Here is a 15620-nt window from a genome sequence, read left to right on the forward strand (position 1 = left end):
TCGGGGGCGGTTCGCCGTTGAACCGGCCTGGAACCGGGAGAAGGGCCTCTGCCGGTGCGATTTGCCGTCCATTCGCCGGACGAGCTCGATTTGGCGGAGCCGGCAAAGCACTGTGACGAACGTATCTCCGATACTTTCCTGTGAGAATCTGACAATTGACTTCGGCTCTTTTCGGGCCGTTGACGCCTGTTCATTTTCCGTTGCGAAGGGTTCCATAACCGGTCTTGTCGGACCCAATGGTGCCGGCAAGACCACGGTTTTCAACATGATCGCCGGGGCCCTGCGTCCGAGCAGCGGCCGGATCGTGTATCGCGGCGAGGATATTACTGCGCTCGCTCCCGATCGGCGGTTTCACAAGGGGGCCGTGCGCACCTTTCAGATACCCCACGAATTCCATCATCTCTCCGTCATCGAAAATCTGATGGTGGTGGCTCCGGCACAGTCGGGGGAGTCGCTCCTAAACAACTGGATAAGCCCTGCGAAGGTGAGGAAAGCCGAAGCGGAGACCTCGCGGAGGGCATGGGAGGCGTTGGAGTTTTTGGAACTGACCCATGTTGCACACCAGCGCGCGGGCCAGATATCGGGCGGCCAGAAGAAGCTTCTCGAACTGGGGCGGACCATCATGACTGATGCGGAACTGGTCCTGCTCGACGAGCCGGCCGCCGGCGTCAACCGCACCCTGCTTAGGAAGCTGGAAGAGAAGATCGAGTATCTCAACCGGGAGCGCGGCTACACCTTCATCCTTATCGAGCATGACATGGAGATGATCGAGCGGTTGTGTGAGCCGGTCATCTGCATGGCCGAGGGCAAGGTGCTTATCGAGGGGAGTTTCCAGACGGTGCGCTCCGACCCGCGCGTCCTCGAGGCCTATCTGGGAGAGAGGCAGGGAGCCGCCGCATGACAGCCCTGCTGACCATGAAGAATCTGCGCGCCGGGTATGGGGACGCGGACATCCTTTTCGACCTTTCCATCGAGGTTGCCAAGGGCGAGATCGTAGCCATCGTCGGACCGAACGGGGCGGGTAAGTCCACGGCCATGAAGTCGATCTTCGGCCTGCTCGATATCCGCGCGGGATCGATTGCTATCGGCGAAACCGACATAACCGGCTGGGTTCCGAATCGCATCGTTAAGGCCGGCATCTGCTACGTTCCGCAAGTGAAGAATATCTTCAGCGAAATGACCGTTCATGAGAATTTCGAGATGGGGGCCTTTCTTCGCAAAGGCGACTACAGCGCTGCGCTTGATCGTGTTTACGACCTTTTCCCCGATCTCAGGACGAAGCGGAAAACGACAGCCGGCAGCCTGTCGGGCGGACAGCGCCAGATGGTCGCTATGGGGCGCGCATTGATGCTGGACCCGCAGGTTCTACTGCTGGACGAGCCGACCGCCGGCCTTTCGCCAAAATACATGGAGCAGATTTTCCAGATCAGCCGCGATGTCCGCGACAGCGGCGTGGCGATCCTTCTCGTTGAGCAGCACGCAAAGCAGGCTCTGGCTTTTGCCGATCGCGGCTATGTGCTCGCCGCCGGCCGCAACCGACATGAAGGTCCAGGTCCCGCTCTTCTGGCGGACCGTCATATCGCCGAAATGTTTCTGGGCGGGTAAGCGGCAATCGGAATGGACATGCTCAGCTTCGTCAATTTTTTCCTGCTTCCAGGCATCGTGCAGGGCTCCATCTACGCGCTGGGCGCGATAGGCATAACCCTTGTCTTCGCCATCATGCGCTACGGCCACTTCGCCCATGGCGACCTCGCCACCTTCGGCGCCTTTATCGCGCTGGCCTTCACCACAATGCTCGGCGTGTCGCCTTACATCGCATTGCCGCTAGCAGTGCTGGCGACCGGTGTCTTTGCAATCGGCATAGACCGGCTGTTTTATGCGCATCTGCGCACCATGCCCAAGATCATCACGACGATCGCCTCCTTCGGTGTCGCGCTGATGCTGCGCTCGTTCGTCCAGGTCGTCTGGGGGGTGAACACAACGAGCTATGCGCGCGGCATCACCCGGCCGGAAAACTGGTTCGGGATCCGAGTGAAGAGCCATGAGTTGGTGACCCTGCTGGTGGCAATTGCCCTGGTCGTTGCGCTGCACCTGTTCCTGACAAGGAACAAATGGGGGAAGGCAATGCGCGCCATGTCTGACAACCCGGACCTGGCGCTGTTGTCGGGCGTCGACAACAACAAGGTCATCGCGCTCACCTGGATCGTCGCCGGCGGTCTTTGCGCGGCTTCCGGCTTCTTCTTGGGTCTCAACACCGAACTCAAGTCGCTGATGGGCTGGAACATTCTGTTGCCGACCTTTGCCGCCGCCATTCTGGGCGGCGTCGGGAGGATCGAAGGCGCGATCGTCGGAGGGTTGATCGTAGGGATCGCGGAAGAACTCTCCGTCCTGGTCATTCCCGGCGAATACAAGGTCATGAGCGCGTTCGGGATACTCCTTCTCGTGCTGCTCTTCCGCCCGACCGGTCTGTTCCGCGGCAAGGTACTTTAGGGAGGACGTCTCATGGAATGGATCACCGTCCTCAACTACCCGGTCTATCTGGCGATCTTCATCTGCATTTACGGCTGCCTCGCCATCGGGCTGAACATTCAATGGGGCTATGCGGGCCTTTTCAATGCCGGTGTAGCGGGGTTCTTCGCGATCGGCGCCTATACCTCGGCGATCCTGACATCGCCGTGGGCCGAAGGCCGCCTCGGCGGCTTTGACCTGCCCTTTCCCGTGGGGCTCGTCGGCGCGATGCTACTGGCCGGTCTGCTCGCATGGCCGATCGGCAAGATATGCCTGCGCTTCCGGTCCGACTATCTGGCTATCGTGACGATCGGCGTGGCCGAAGGCATTCGTCTCGTTGCGCGCTCCGAGGAGTGGTTGACCAATTCCGCGCGCGGAATCAGCGCCATCCCTCGGCCTTTCGGCGACCTGCCTTACGCCAAGGCGCAACTGGTCTATCTGGGCATCACCGCACTGATCCTGCTTGTCGCCTATGTGCTTGTCCAGCGACAGGCCGTCTCGCCCTGGGGCCGGATGATGCGCGCTATCCGCGATAACGAAAGCGCGGCTCAGGCCATGGGCAAGGACGTGCCTTACCGCCGCCTCGAAGCCTTCATCCTGGGTTCGGCGTTGATGGGCCTGGCGGGTGCGCTGTATGTCCATCTCGCCCGCACCATCACGCCGGACGCCATCGACCCGATGCTCATCACATTCCTGGTCTGGATCATGGTCATTCTGGGCGGGTCGGGAAACAACCGTGGCGTGCTCCTCGGCGCGATCATCGTCTGGGTCATTTGGTCCACATCCGAGATCGTGACCGATCAGTTGCCGTCGGAATACGCCTTGAAAGCCAAATACGGCCGCATGTTCCTGATCGGGCTGCTGCTGCAACTCGTGCTTCGCTTCCGGCCCGAAGGGATCTTGCCGGAGAAGTTGCGCAAAGAACCCCGGGAGGAGCGGCGGGTGGGGGAACAAGACTCCGTCACACAGGCCACCGGGAACATCATCAATTGAGTTTACCCAGCAAGGCGAATGGATCGCCGACCTGACAACGATGGAGGATGGAATGAAAGCAAAGCACCTTGGACTGGCCTCGCTGTTGCTGGGGGCGAGTGCCCTGGCGACGCCGGCGCTTGCCGACGTCAATATCGGCCTGCTGAACGGGATTACCGGCGGCGCCGCTGCGATGGCGCCGGAAATAACCAAGTCGCTCCAGTTCGCAGTGGATCAGATAAACGAACAGGGCGGCGTCCTGCAGGGTGAAAAGCTGGTCGGCATCATGGCCGACGACGGGTGCAGCCCGCAGGTCGCCGCCGACGCGGCCACCAAGCTCGTCAACGTCTCCCAGGTCATCGGCGTGGTCGGGCCGTTGTGCTCGGGAGCGCTGATGGCGGCTGCAAATTCGGCGACGATCCCGGCCGGTGTCATCCTGATCTCGCAGTCCGCGACGTCGCCCGAGATCACGACACTCAAGGACAACGACCTGGTGTTCCGGACGATTCCGTCGGACGAATATCAGGGCCAGGCGCTGGCGCGGACGCTGCTGGACCGCGGCACCAAGAAAGTAGCCGTTTCCTTCATCAACAACGACTACGGCAAGGGCATCGCCGAAGCGTTCAAGAAGGAATACGAAGCCAAGGGCGGAGAGATTTCCGGCTATGAGGCGCATGAGGAAAACAAGTCGTCCTACCGCGCCGACCTTGCCGGACTGGCCCAGGGCGGTGCCGATACGCTGGTCCTGCTCGACTATGGCGATACGTCCGGCCTGACCGTCCTGCGCGAGGCGATCGAAAACGGCTTCTTCGAGAAGTTCGTTGGTGCCGAGGGCATGAAGACATCCGCTCCAATCAAGGCGATCGGCGCTGACAATCTTACGACGTTCATGGCCTCCGCGCCGGTGAGCACGAAGTCCGAGGCTCTCGATATCTTCAACAAGGCATTTGCCGAAGCTGGCGGCGACATCAACGCCAGCTATGTCGGTCCTTCTTACGATGCCGTGTTCCTGCTGGCGCTGGCCATTGAGAAAGCCGGCGGCGACAAGTCCAAATTGTCGGAATCGCTGCGTGCCGTTTCGAACGGCGAGGGCGAGCCCATTCTTCCCGGCGAATGGAAGAAGGCCAAGGAACTGATCGCTGGAGGTAAGGCGATCGACTACAAGGGCGCTTCCGGTGAACTCAACTTCGACGCCAATGGCGACGTCCCAGGCAGCTACGCCCTGTTCAAGGTCGCAGGCGACGACTGGGAAGTCGAAACCGAAATGAAATAAACCACGCCGGCGCGGCGGGTTCGAACCCGTCGCGCCGACACTATCCAGCCCTCAAGGCGACCGCGATCGGACGAGAAGCAGGCACGTACCCGTGGCAACATTGCCGCCGGCCCTTGCCGATGAAGTGAGAGTGTGACGATGACCATCCGGCTTGCCAACCGAATGTCCCAAGTTAAGCCATCCGCCATCCGTGAGCTTTTGCGGCTCGGCGCGGACCCCAGCATCATGTCCTTTGGCGGGGGCTACCCCGACGCTTCCTTGTTCCCGCTCGAACAGTTGGAGGCAGTTTTCCGCGCTTCGATCGCTGGCAATGGGCGGGAAGCGCTGCAATACACCGTCTCCAACGGCAGCCCGAAGCTGCGCGAGCAGATCGCCACGCGAATGACTCGCGACGGTATCGCCTGTGGGGCCGACAACGTATTGATCCTGCAGGGCGGCCAGCAGGGGCTGGATCTCGTGGCAAAAATGCTGGTCGACAAGGGCGACGTCATCGTCACGGAAAACCCCACCTTCTTGGGCGCACTCATCGCCTTCAACCCCTGCGAACCCCGCTATGCCGCCGTGCGGATGGACGATGACGGCATGGACATGGACGACCTTGAGCGGACACTTGAGCGCAATCCGGGGGCCAAGCTTATCTATACCGTGCCCGACTTTCAGAACCCGACCGGCGTGACGCTGAGCCTGGAGCGCCGCAAGAAGTTGGTCGAACTGGCGAACAGGTTCGATCTCGTCGTCCTCGAAGACACGCCCTATCGCGAAATCCGCTATCAGGGCGAGCCGATCCCGCCGATCAAGAGCTTCGACACCGGAGGCCGCGTCATCTATCTCGGCAGCTTCTCCAAAATTCTCGCGCCCGGTTTGCGGTTGGGCTGGGCCGTCGCCTCCGAGGAACTCATCCAGCAGCTTGGGCTGCTGAAGCTTGCCGCCGACACCCAGTGCAGCACGCTGAACATGGCGGCGGTATCCCTGTTTCTCGAAAAATACGACATCGATTCACACATTGCGTCTATCCGCCAGACCTATCGCCACAAGAAGGACCTGATGCTCGAAACCATCAGGCGGACCTTCCCGCAGGACGTTGTGTTCACCGAACCTAGCGGCGGCCTTTTCACATGGCTGACCTTTCCGGACGGCTTTGACACCGCTCGCTTCATGGCTGATTACGCGTTGCCAGAGGCGAAGGTTGCCTACGTCCCCGGCGCGACGTTTTTCCCGCTGGAGCAGGAGGTCAACCACGCGCGGGTCAGCTATTCCACGCAAGCGGACGAAGTCATCGTCAAGGGGATCACCGCGCTCGGCAAGCTGCTGACCGCTAGGCGCAAAGCCTGACCTTTGCCGGCAGCCTGCAATCAAGGAAGAACCGATGCCTACAAAAATCCACAGCACACGCCCGAACAGTTCGGCGCGTGACGTTCTGCAAGGCTGGGCGTCGGTGCCGGTGACGATCTTGTCAGACGTGACTGGCGGCCGGCTGCTGACGGATAGCCGGATAAGGCCGCTTCGCCCGTTCGAGCTCGGCACGCGGATGGTCGGGCAGGCTGTCACGGCCTGGTGCGAACGCGCCGACTTCGGACCGTCGCTGCATGCGATCGACATCGCCGGGGAAGGCGACATCGTGGTCATCGATGCTGGCGGCAGCATTGACACGGCCTATGTCGGCGAACTGCTGTGCGGTGCCGCTCGCCGAAAGAAGATTGCCGGCCTGATCGTCAACGGCTCCGTCCGCGACATCGACACGATCGCAAGCTGGCCCGACTTTCCCGTGTATTGTCTTGGCACCACGGCGCGCGGACCCTTGTCGAAGGAGCGCGGTTTCGTAAATGGGCCGATCGTTTTCGGCGGCGTTCCGGCGAAGCCCGGCGATCTCGTTGTGGGTGACAATGATGGTCTTGCCATCGTTCCAGCGGAAGACGCAGAAGCCCTCCTCGCCTTGGCTCTGGAGCGTGTTCGCCTCGAAGAACAATGGGCGGCGGAACTGGCGGCGGGCAGGACTTTGCTCGATGTGTTCAGCGTTCCGGACGCCATCTAGAGGCTGTTTTTATTGGGCGCTTGAAAACGATTTTATCGAAATCGGAGGATGAGGATTTGACACAGGCTATCGGCGAGATCGCCAAGAAGCTGGTTGCCGAACATAACGACGGCACCAAATTCCACAGGCTGGACGGGATCAATGGCCTGGCCGACGCCTATCGGGTACAGGATGCCTACGTCGCCGCGATCATCGGCGACAACGGAACAGCGGGCTACAAGATCGGCCTGACTTCAAAGCGCATGCAGGAGATGTGCGGCATCGACCAGCCCATCAGGGGATCCATCTTCACCAATCGTGTCGTCGAATCCGGCGCCCAGCTGTCGCTGGCAGACTATCACCATCTCGGCCTTGAATTCGAAATCTGCGTCCGGCTCGGTCATGACCTGGTGCCGGATGGTGTTCCGTTCACGCCCGAAAGTGCGGGAGCTGCGGTCGATGCGGTCGCCGCCGCGATCGAACTGGTGGATGACCGCCATGCCGACTACAGCGTTCTCCACTGCGAGACGTTGGTGGCGGACAATTCCTGGAATGCGGGGATCGTGGTCGGACCGTTCGTGTCGCCACCGAGCCGCATGGAAGAGGCCGAGGGTATCGCCTATCAGGAAGGCGTCGAAATTGCGCGCGGCCGTGGCGCGGATGCGCTCGGGCATCCGTTCGTGCCGTTGGCTTGGCTCGCCAACCATCTCGCGGCCTCCGGGCAGATCTTGCGCAAGGGCGATGTCGTCATGACGGGCAGCATCGTGACCACACGCTTCCCGGCTGGCCCCTTCAACTATCGCTTCGATGTCTCCGGGATAGGCAGCGTCGAGGTCAGCGGGGCCTGACGCCGGCAGGGCCGTCTGCCCGGCGGCAGACTTCAATGGTGCACTGAAGAAAGAGGCTATGTGATGGACTTTGGATTGAGCGGTAGGTCCGCCCTCGTCATGGGCGCGTCGAAAGGGCTTGGCTTTGCTGTTGCCAGGGAACTGGCCGCCGAGGGCGTAAACATCGCCATTTGCGCGCGGGATGAAGCTCGGCTCAAAGGGGCCGCGGAGAAGCTGGGGGCGACCGCCCTGGTCGGCGATTTGCGACAGCCTGGAGCGGGGCGGCGCTTGGTTGAGCAGGCGACCGCGACACTCGGCGCGGTCGATATCCTTGTGGTCAACACGGGCGGACCGGCAACGATGCCGTTCGAAAACATCTCCGCAGATGACTGGCGCGGTGCCTTCGAGGGACTGTTCATGAGCGCGACCGATGCGATTGGGGCGGCGATCCCCGGCATGCGCGAGCGCAACTGGGGCCGGATCCTGCTGGTGACGTCGATCGCCGCCAAGGAGCCGATCAACAATTTCACTATCTCGAACGCCTTGCGCGCCGGGCTGCACGGATTGACGAAGACCTTGAGTCGCGAATTTGCCGCCAACGGCATTACCGTCAATGCCCTGATGCCGGGTTACACCATGACGGAGCGGCTGGCGGAGGCGAAGCTCGATCTCCAAAAGGTCGCCGGGATGATCCCCATGGGGCGAATTGGCCAGCCGGAAGAGTTTGCTGCCCTCGCCACATTTCTGGCATCTGACAGGGCAAGCTACATCACCGGGCAAGCGATTGCCTGCGACGGCGGTGCCTTGTGGTCGATTTGAATTGAGAATAGCCAACGCTTGATCTGCGACCCGGCTCAGTGCCGCTCCATCATTCAGGGCCGGGTAGGCTGCCATCGACGTCGTCACCCGAGCTTGTCAGAGACTGCCGCTTCGCGAACCGCAGGATCACGCCCAGTGCCGCTGCGGCCGGTATCGCCAACAGCAAGCCGATGAAGCCGAACAGCCATCCAAAGGCGAACAGCGCAAACATCATCCAGACTGGGTTGAGTTTGACGCGAGGACCGATAACACGCGGCGACAGGACATAATCGGCAAGCATTTCTCCGACGATGAAGATGCCCCCCACAACAGCGACGGGTGCCCAGTTGGGCCAGAACTGGGCTATCGCAACACACACGGCTACGAAGAAGCCGGTGGCGGCCCCGAAATACGGCACAAAACTGATGAGGCCCGCGGTGATACCTATCAAAATGGCATGGTTGAGGCCGGTCAGCTTGAGCGCTGTTGCGTAGAGCACGGCGAGAACGAGACAGATAACGAGCTGCCCGCGCACAAAGCCAGCAACCGTATCGTGGATTTCGCGCCCAAGCGCCCGAACCTGGTCGCGGTGCGCGGGGGGAAACCAGCCGTCGACGGTCGCAATCATTCGGTGCCAGTCAATTGCCAGATAAATGGCGATGATCGGCGTGATGATGAGCAGTGAAAGAAGGCGGATCAAGGCCAGTCCGCCCGACCATGCCGAGCGAAGGAAGCCATCGAGCCAAGCGCTGCCCATCGCGCCCGCGACACCGCCGGAGGATGGCTCGATATGAAGCTCATCACCCATGATACGGTGCAGCCAGGGACGGCTTGCATCGGTCATCAGCGACTGGAGCCGTGCGACATAGCGAGGAAATTCCTCGATAAAGAATCTGAGTTCGCCAATGATGGCCGGGAGCATCACCAAGAGAACGGCGACAAGACCCGCAAACAGCGGCAGGAAGACGATGAGAGCTGCAAAGGAACGGCCAATTCCAAACCGCTCCAATCTGTCGACCGCCGGAACGAGCAGATAGGCGAGCAATGCGCCGACGACGAACGGCAAGAGGATTTGGTGCAACAGCACCAGCGCAACCACAGCTAAAGCAGAGACCGCAATCCAGAACGTGGCTGGTTGCGCAAATCTCATCGAGTTTCTCCGCCTGGCACCCGGCCGCTGCCTCCCCATAAGCGGGGAGGTAGGGGCACCGGGTGCCTTCATTTAACGAGTTGGCTAGTCGCTCGGGTGGTTCGCCAAGGCCTTCTTGACCTGATCGAGGATGCCGCTGAGATTGTAGCTTTCGGGGGCTTGCAGCGGCGGGAATTTTTCGTAGGTCTCGAGGTGTCGCAGCCACAACTGCTGTCCGATCGGCAGCAAGTTCCAATCGTACTGGAACGCGGTCGCCGGAGCGCCCAACGCGCCGCCAATGCTCAAGGCCGTCTTCTGATCGATGCCGACCGCCTGCTCGAAGGGGTCACGCTTGATGTTCTGCACCAGGGTGAAGTGGAATGGGACGAGCGGCAGAATCCAGCCGGACGGCCCCGGTTGGGACATGGTGTAGTACATCTTCCAGTTCTTGTAGCGTACCGCGGACGGCGTCGCTCCTGAATAGTAGAAGAAGTAGTCACGTGCCGATTTCGTGGACTTACCTTCGAGCATGTCGGTCTGGTCGAAGCCATCAAGTGTCGTCTTGACGATGCCTGGATACTGCCCCGCCTCGATTTGCTGCTTCAGCCCGTCACCCTTGGGGCCGCCGGCGATGTCGACCAGCGTCGGCACCCAGTCAAGGGCTGCGAACAACTGGTTGTTGATTGTGCCTGGCTTGATCACGCCCGGCCAGCGGATCACCATAGGCGCGCGATAACCGCCCTCCCAAGCCTCGCCCTTCTGGCCCTTGAAGGGGGTAATGCCGCCATCCGGGAAAGTGATTGCCTCAGCGCCGTTATCTGTGGTGAAGACCACGATGGTGTTGTCGAGCTGGCCCATATCCTCCAGCTTCTTGAGGACGACGCCGACATTGTCGTCGAGCTGCTTCATGCCAGCTTCATTCACGCCCCAGTCCTTGCCGCCGCGCTCGCCGACCATGGCTTCGTATTTCGGCGACAGAACGGTCACGACATGCATGCGGGCGGGGTTGTACCAGACGAAGAAGGGCTTGTTGGTCTTCTTCGGGTCGTTGCGGTCGAGGAAGTCGACGACCTTGTCCGAGATTTCCTCGTCCACCGTCTTGGAGCGCTCAAGCGTCAGCGGCCCCTCGTCGGAACACATCTGCTTTTGCTCCGTGCCGTCGGGGGATTTGCACGACAGCACGTTCCGCGGCGGCGTGAGACAGGTCGTCGTCGTGGGGTCGACCGCGCCCGGCACCTCCGCAATGCCGGGGATCGGCGTGTTGCGGCAAGGTGGCGCGACGGTCTGAGTGCTCGGATTCTTGTTGATGTCCGGGAAGCTCACCTGCTGCATGGCATCGAGGTGATAGAGATAGCCCCAGTATTCCTGGAAACCGTGTGCGGTTGGAAGCGATGCGGTGTGATCGCCCAGATGGTTCTTGCCGAATTCGCCGGTGGTGTAGCCAAGGTCGAGCAGGAACTTGGCCAGCGCCGGCGTGCCAGGCTGCAGATAGGATGGGCTGCCGGGCAACTGTGGCGGGATCATGCCTGTGCGCAGCGGATACATGCCGGTGAAGAAGGCGTTGCGGCCGGAGGTGCAGCTCTGCATGGCCACATAGTCGGTGAACATCGCACCGTCCTTGCCGATGCGGTCGATGTTTGGCGTTTCGCCGACCATCACGCCGCGATGGTAGATGCTCGGCTGCATCCAGCCGATGTCGTCGCCCATGATGAACATGATGTTCGGTCGCTGCGGCTGCGGTTGAGGTGGCTGTTGCTGCGCTTGGGCGAAGGACGCGGCGGCGGTCACAGCCGAGAGCAAGGCCGTGCCCCCGATCAAAGCCGTTTTTGTCCATAGACGCCTGAGGCAGGGCCTTCCGTCTGTAGTCTCTGAGAACGCACGAACATCACTCATGGAGTGCTCCTCTTTCTGATGATGCAGCGGAACCCGACGTGGCTCATGGACGTGTCGACAGGCTGAGGGTGACGCGCGGCCGGACGGTAGCGTCGGCAATAGTTTGGCGCGCACAGATGCGAACCGCCCTTCAGCACCCGTCGGGGAATCTTCTCCTGCGGCTGGCGGGGGTCATAGCTCTGCTCCTCCTGCGCACCCCGCGGATTCTGTGGAATGCAGCACGACTTCGCCGCATCGGCCGGGTGTTTCGGCATGTACCAGTCGCTCGTCCATTCCCAGACATTGCCGATCATGTCGTAAAGCCCGTAGCCGTTGGCCGGGAACGACATGACGGGCGACGTGCGCTCGAAACCGTCCTGTGCGAGGTTCTGCCAGGGGAACTGGCCCTGCCAGGTGTTGGCCATATGTCGACCATCGGGGATCAACTCGTCGCCCCAGGCGAACTCTGCCTGGTCGAGCCCGCCGCGCGCCGCGTATTCCCACTCCGCCTCGGTTGGCAGGTCCTTGTTGGCCCAGCGCGCATAAGCCTCCGCATCGAGGCAGGCGATGTGCACCACCGGGTGATCTTCCAGACCCTTGATCGAGGAGCCCGGGCCGTAAGGACTGCGCCAGTTCGCGCCGAATTTGAAGGTCCACCACCAACTGTAGTCGTTGAGGGGCACTGGGTGATCCGGTGGGCTGAACACAAGTGACCCGGCGTTCAGCATGTGCGGCAGCGCGAAAGGATAATCCTTGGGGTCTGGCTTTCTCTCCGCCACGGTGACGTGCCTGGTGGCACGGACGAAGGCGCGGAATTGGCGGTTGGTTACAGGCGTCCGGTCCATCCAAAAGCCGTCGACAACGACGCGGTGGATCGGGGCTTCCTCAGGATAGTGCTGCTCCGATCCCATGCGGAACGTACCGCCCGGAATCCAAATCATGCCGGGACTTGGCGTTTTACTTCGGGCGCCCCCAGCAGTCGGCGAATCCAAAGCAACAGCCATTGAACTCGGCACCCCTTCCTTTGCGCTGATGAAGACTGATCTTGGGGAGTTCTAGGGCGGGGCCTCCGGTCGTCAATGTTGACTCAAATGCCACCCAAAATTCATCGTATTGCGACTGAGCGTGAACGAGATATTTTCGTCCCACATGTATCCGAGCCGTTGCCTGCGCCGAAAGCGCAGTTGCTCGGTCGCTCCTTTATTGGAAAGGTGAGCCAATGTCGCAACAGTCCAAATAGATATTGAGTCTAACTAGGGAAATCTGTTTGTTTGCCGATTGTCTTTGACTATTGTTCCGGTGTCTTGGACGAAGCAAGTGGGGATGGCTGCAATGCGGACTGTGCTGCTTGGAATGATCGTATCCTTGTCCTTGTCGGGTCCGGTTGCCGCGGCGGACGTGACTCAACCCGAGCCGGTTCCGATCGAGGCTGGCGGCTGGAAATACCAACTGACCCTTTACGGCTGGGCGACGTCTCTGACCGGCGACATCGGTGTCCGAGATTTGCCGGTCGTCCACGCCGACGTGTCCTTCGCCGATATTCTCCGGCATCTTCACGGCGTGTTCATGGGCTCGATTTACGGCACCGACGGGGAATGGATGTTCCTGGGCGACCTGATCTGGGCCAAGACCGCGTTCGAAGCGACCGGCCCGATCGTCGGCACGGTCGACTTGGTGCAGACCCAGGTCATCGCTTCCGGCATCATTGGCTACGCGCTGCCGGTCAACGTCCCCAATCTCGATCTGAGCGCGACGGCGGGCATCAGGTACAACTATCTCAAGGCAGACCTCGATATTGCCCCGACAGTTTTGCCAGGCATCAGCCGCGAGGGCAAGCGCGACTGGGTCGATCCGACCGTCGGGCTCTTCGCGCACTACGACTTCAATGACCGCTGGTTCGCCAATGGCCTTGCCGACATTGGCGGCTTTGGTGCCGGCTCGAAAATTTCGGCGCAGGCATTCGGTGCGGTCGGATACAATTGGAACGAGAAGATCTCGACCGCGCTCGGATATCGGGTCCTCTACACCGATTATGACAAGGATAACTTCCTCTACAAGACGACCGAATACGGGCCATATCTGAGCCTCGGCATCCATTTTTGACCCTGGGCGTATAGCGCTGTTCGCGGAAGCAGATTGGGTGCCCATTGCGAGATGACACTCAAGCAAGGTCTGCTTTCGCAGCTTCCGTTGAGGATATGAGCGGTATCTATTCCCGAAGGGCCCTCCAAGACGTCAACGCAGCCAGGCCAACGGCACTGGCTGCGTTGACATCCTGTGGGGCAAACGGCTTAGCCGCCACCACCGCCGATATGCGGTTCCTTCTGTTCCATCAATTGCTGCTTCAGAAGCGGGACCGGATCGTCCGGGCGCTGAAGGTTGGGCACCAGGTCATTTGACGCGCCGCCAACATAGCGCCTGATGCTGGGATATTGCATGATCGACTTGTCGAAATCGATGACTACCGGATAGATCAGCGAGAGGGCCCAGCCATTGTCCTCTCCGGAGAAACGTCCTGGCGAGCTCGTGAGCACGCGCGCCGGAGCCGCCCCGTTGAAGATCATGTCGTATTTCTCATAAGGGTCCATGGTCAGGTTGTAGAGGGCACCGATCGAGCCCAGATTGGCAGTCGCGCCAAGCCAGGAGTCCTTCGCCGTCCAGAGGTATTTCCAGGCGATGTTGACCCAGGGTTCCTTGGGGTCGTCGCCGATATCCGCTCGCACGCCCATGAAATTCTCACCGTCGATATACACCCACGATCTGCGCGCGGAATGCTGGGCCTTGCCGAGGATGTATGCGCTGTTGTCGATGCTGTCGAAGTAGATCGGTTTGCCGTCATTGCCGACCCAATCGTGCGGGGGCGGGGTGAGGCCTACCATAGAAGCCAGCGTCGCCCAGCAGTCGATGTGTGACATCATTTCATGGTCCTGGACGCCGGCCGGCACATGACCGGGCCACCACATGATGCCAGGCACGCGCCAGCCACCTTCGAAAGCCGATCCCTTTTCGCCTCGGAAGGGTGTCGTTCCGGCGTCCGGATAGGCATCGAGCCAGGCACCGTTGTCGGCTGTCACGATAACGATCGTGTTGGGGGCCTCAGCCCGGATCGCGTCCATGATGCGGCCGATGTCGGTATCCATTTCCAACAATGAATCCGAATAATTGCCGAGTTTGGTTCTGCCCCTGAACTCTGGCGCCGGGTTCGTCGGGTTGTGCATCTTGATGAAGTTGACGTCCATGAAGAAGGGCTTGCCGCCCTTGGCGTGCTGCTTGATGTAGTCGATCGCCGAGTCGGTTTGCCGGATGTCGAACTCCGCCAGCGAGTCGTAGGTTATCGTTCCGACCATCCTGGCCTGCTGGCCCGCGGTTCCTTCCCATTCGCCCAGATTGACGATGTCATCATACATCTTGTTGAATTCACGATTGTAGGACGGGAACCAGGGATGGAAGTTGCTGGCGGTGTCGTTATAGGCATAGACGCCGGCATAATAGGCCGCGAAGTGCTTCATCTGGTCGAAGCCATGCTCGGTCGGATAGGCGTCTGGCTTGTCGCCCAGATGCCATTTGCCGGAGAAATAGGTGGAGTAGCCGTTCTTCTGGAAGAATTCCGCGATTGTCGGCGTCTCCTTGCGGATACGGTTTTCATCGCCTGGCGCGACCACGATTGAAAGCGCCGAGCGGATCGGAACGCGGCCGGTGATGAACGAAGCGCGGCCGGCCGTGCAGCTCGCCTGTCCATACCAGTTGGTGAAGACGGCACCTTCCTTGGCGATCTGATCGATGTTTGGCGTGGGATGGCCGAGGCCCGCACCGCCTCCGGAATAGGCACCGAAGTCACTCCAGCCGGTGTCGTCGGTCATCAGCATGACGATGTTGGGACGCTTTTCCTGCGCCTGCGCCGGGCCCGAGAGCGCGGGCAGCCCGACGATGAACACCCCGGCCGCAAGCGCGCCGAACGAGCACAGCGCGATCGTCTTGGAGCAAACCTCAATGCCCCGTCGTAGGATGGAATGGGAATATTCTGCAGAACCGCCCGATGCACACGACGCACTTCCAACAACGTCGGTTGCCTCGGTGTTGCGGTCATCTCCTGGCTTGTCTGTCATTGCACGCTCCTTCGATTGAGATCGCCAATTCGAGTTGGCAGACATGCTCCCTCTCCTGGGCACCCCTATTTCGATCGAAATGCGCGATTGCTTTGCCTGTTGGAACTCCCTGTTCCGCGGCTCA

General features: G+C 60.8%; 14 protein-coding genes. 10 read left to right on the plus strand and 4 right to left on the minus strand.

The window, feature by feature from the left end; genetic code table 11:
• Positions 1–130: 130 nt before the first annotated feature.
• The 9 genes from ABLE85_RS04070 (at position 131) to ABLE85_RS04110 (ending at position 8410) form a co-directional block, all read left to right on the plus strand.
• Positions 131–901 (plus strand): ABC transporter ATP-binding protein, encoded by a 771-nt coding sequence (locus ABLE85_RS04070; RefSeq protein ID WP_348791459.1) that lies wholly within the window; start codon positions 131–133, stop codon positions 899–901.
• Complete coding sequence (locus ABLE85_RS04075; protein WP_348791387.1) at positions 898–1605, plus strand: ABC transporter ATP-binding protein; 708 nt, start codon at positions 898–900, stop codon at positions 1603–1605. Before ABLE85_RS04070 ends, ABLE85_RS04075 begins: the two co-directional genes overlap by 4 nt.
• Positions 1606–1623: 18 nt before the next feature.
• On the plus strand, positions 1624–2490 hold the full coding sequence (locus tag ABLE85_RS04080) for a branched-chain amino acid ABC transporter permease (protein ID WP_348791388.1): 867 nt from the start codon (positions 1624–1626) through the stop codon (positions 2488–2490).
• 12 nt (positions 2491–2502) lie between these two features.
• The gene (locus ABLE85_RS04085; protein WP_348791389.1) at positions 2503–3501 is read left to right on the plus strand and encodes a branched-chain amino acid ABC transporter permease; all 999 of its coding nucleotides are present in this window, start codon (positions 2503–2505) and stop codon (positions 3499–3501) included.
• A gap of 52 nt (positions 3502–3553) precedes the next feature.
• Positions 3554–4753: an ABC transporter substrate-binding protein gene (locus ABLE85_RS04090; RefSeq protein WP_348791390.1), complete on the plus strand. Its 1200-nt coding sequence runs from the start codon at positions 3554–3556 to the stop codon at positions 4751–4753.
• A 138-nt stretch (positions 4754–4891) separates the two neighbouring features.
• Complete coding sequence (locus ABLE85_RS04095) at positions 4892–6085, plus strand: PLP-dependent aminotransferase family protein (protein WP_348791391.1); 1194 nt, start codon at positions 4892–4894, stop codon at positions 6083–6085.
• Positions 6086–6119: 34 nt separating this feature from the next.
• Positions 6120–6785 carry an RraA family protein gene (locus ABLE85_RS04100; RefSeq protein WP_348791392.1) on the plus strand — a complete coding sequence of 222 codons (666 nt, stop codon included), beginning with the start codon at positions 6120–6122 and terminating at the stop codon, positions 6783–6785.
• Entirely contained in the window at positions 6719–7612 is an 894-nt protein-coding gene (locus ABLE85_RS04105; protein WP_348791393.1) for a fumarylacetoacetate hydrolase family protein, read from the plus strand. The genes ABLE85_RS04100 and ABLE85_RS04105 overlap by 67 nt, the downstream gene beginning before the upstream one ends.
• A 63-nt stretch (positions 7613–7675) precedes the next feature.
• A complete protein-coding gene (locus ABLE85_RS04110) occupies positions 7676–8410 on the plus strand; it encodes an SDR family oxidoreductase (protein ID WP_348791394.1) in 735 nt (244 codons plus the stop codon).
• 49 nt (positions 8411–8459) lie between these two features.
• Here ABLE85_RS04110 and ABLE85_RS04115 read toward each other — a convergent pair whose 3' ends face one another.
• The 3 genes from ABLE85_RS04115 to ABLE85_RS04125 form a co-directional block, all read right to left on the minus strand.
• The gene (locus tag ABLE85_RS04115; RefSeq protein ID WP_348791395.1) at positions 8460–9539 is read right to left on the minus strand and encodes an AI-2E family transporter; all 1080 of its coding nucleotides are present in this window, start codon (positions 9537–9539) and stop codon (positions 8460–8462) included.
• An 84-nt stretch (positions 9540–9623) separates the two neighbouring features.
• On the minus strand, positions 9624–11234 hold the full coding sequence (locus ABLE85_RS04120) for an arylsulfatase (protein ID WP_348791460.1): 1611 nt from the start codon (positions 11232–11234) through the stop codon (positions 9624–9626).
• A 173-nt stretch (positions 11235–11407) separates the two neighbouring features.
• Positions 11408–12331: a formylglycine-generating enzyme family protein gene (locus ABLE85_RS04125; protein ID WP_348791396.1), complete on the minus strand. Its 924-nt coding sequence runs from the start codon at positions 12329–12331 to the stop codon at positions 11408–11410.
• Positions 12332–12713: 382 nt separating this feature from the next.
• On the opposite strand from ABLE85_RS04125, the gene ABLE85_RS04130 reads away from it, so the two are divergent.
• Positions 12714–13493 carry a hypothetical protein gene (locus ABLE85_RS04130; protein WP_348791397.1) on the plus strand — a complete coding sequence of 260 codons (780 nt, stop codon included), beginning with the start codon at positions 12714–12716 and terminating at the stop codon, positions 13491–13493.
• A 188-nt stretch (positions 13494–13681) separates the two neighbouring features.
• Here the strand turns inward: ABLE85_RS04130 and ABLE85_RS04135 are convergent, their stop codons facing one another.
• On the minus strand, positions 13682–15496 hold the full coding sequence (locus ABLE85_RS04135; RefSeq protein ID WP_348791398.1) for an arylsulfatase: 1815 nt from the start codon (positions 15494–15496) through the stop codon (positions 13682–13684).
• Between the last annotated feature and the right edge of the window lie 124 nt (positions 15497–15620).

Origin of the sequence: Mesorhizobium sp. KR1-2 (assembly GCF_040045035.1) — a bacterium.
Lineage (GTDB): Bacteria > Pseudomonadota > Alphaproteobacteria > Rhizobiales > Rhizobiaceae > Pseudaminobacter.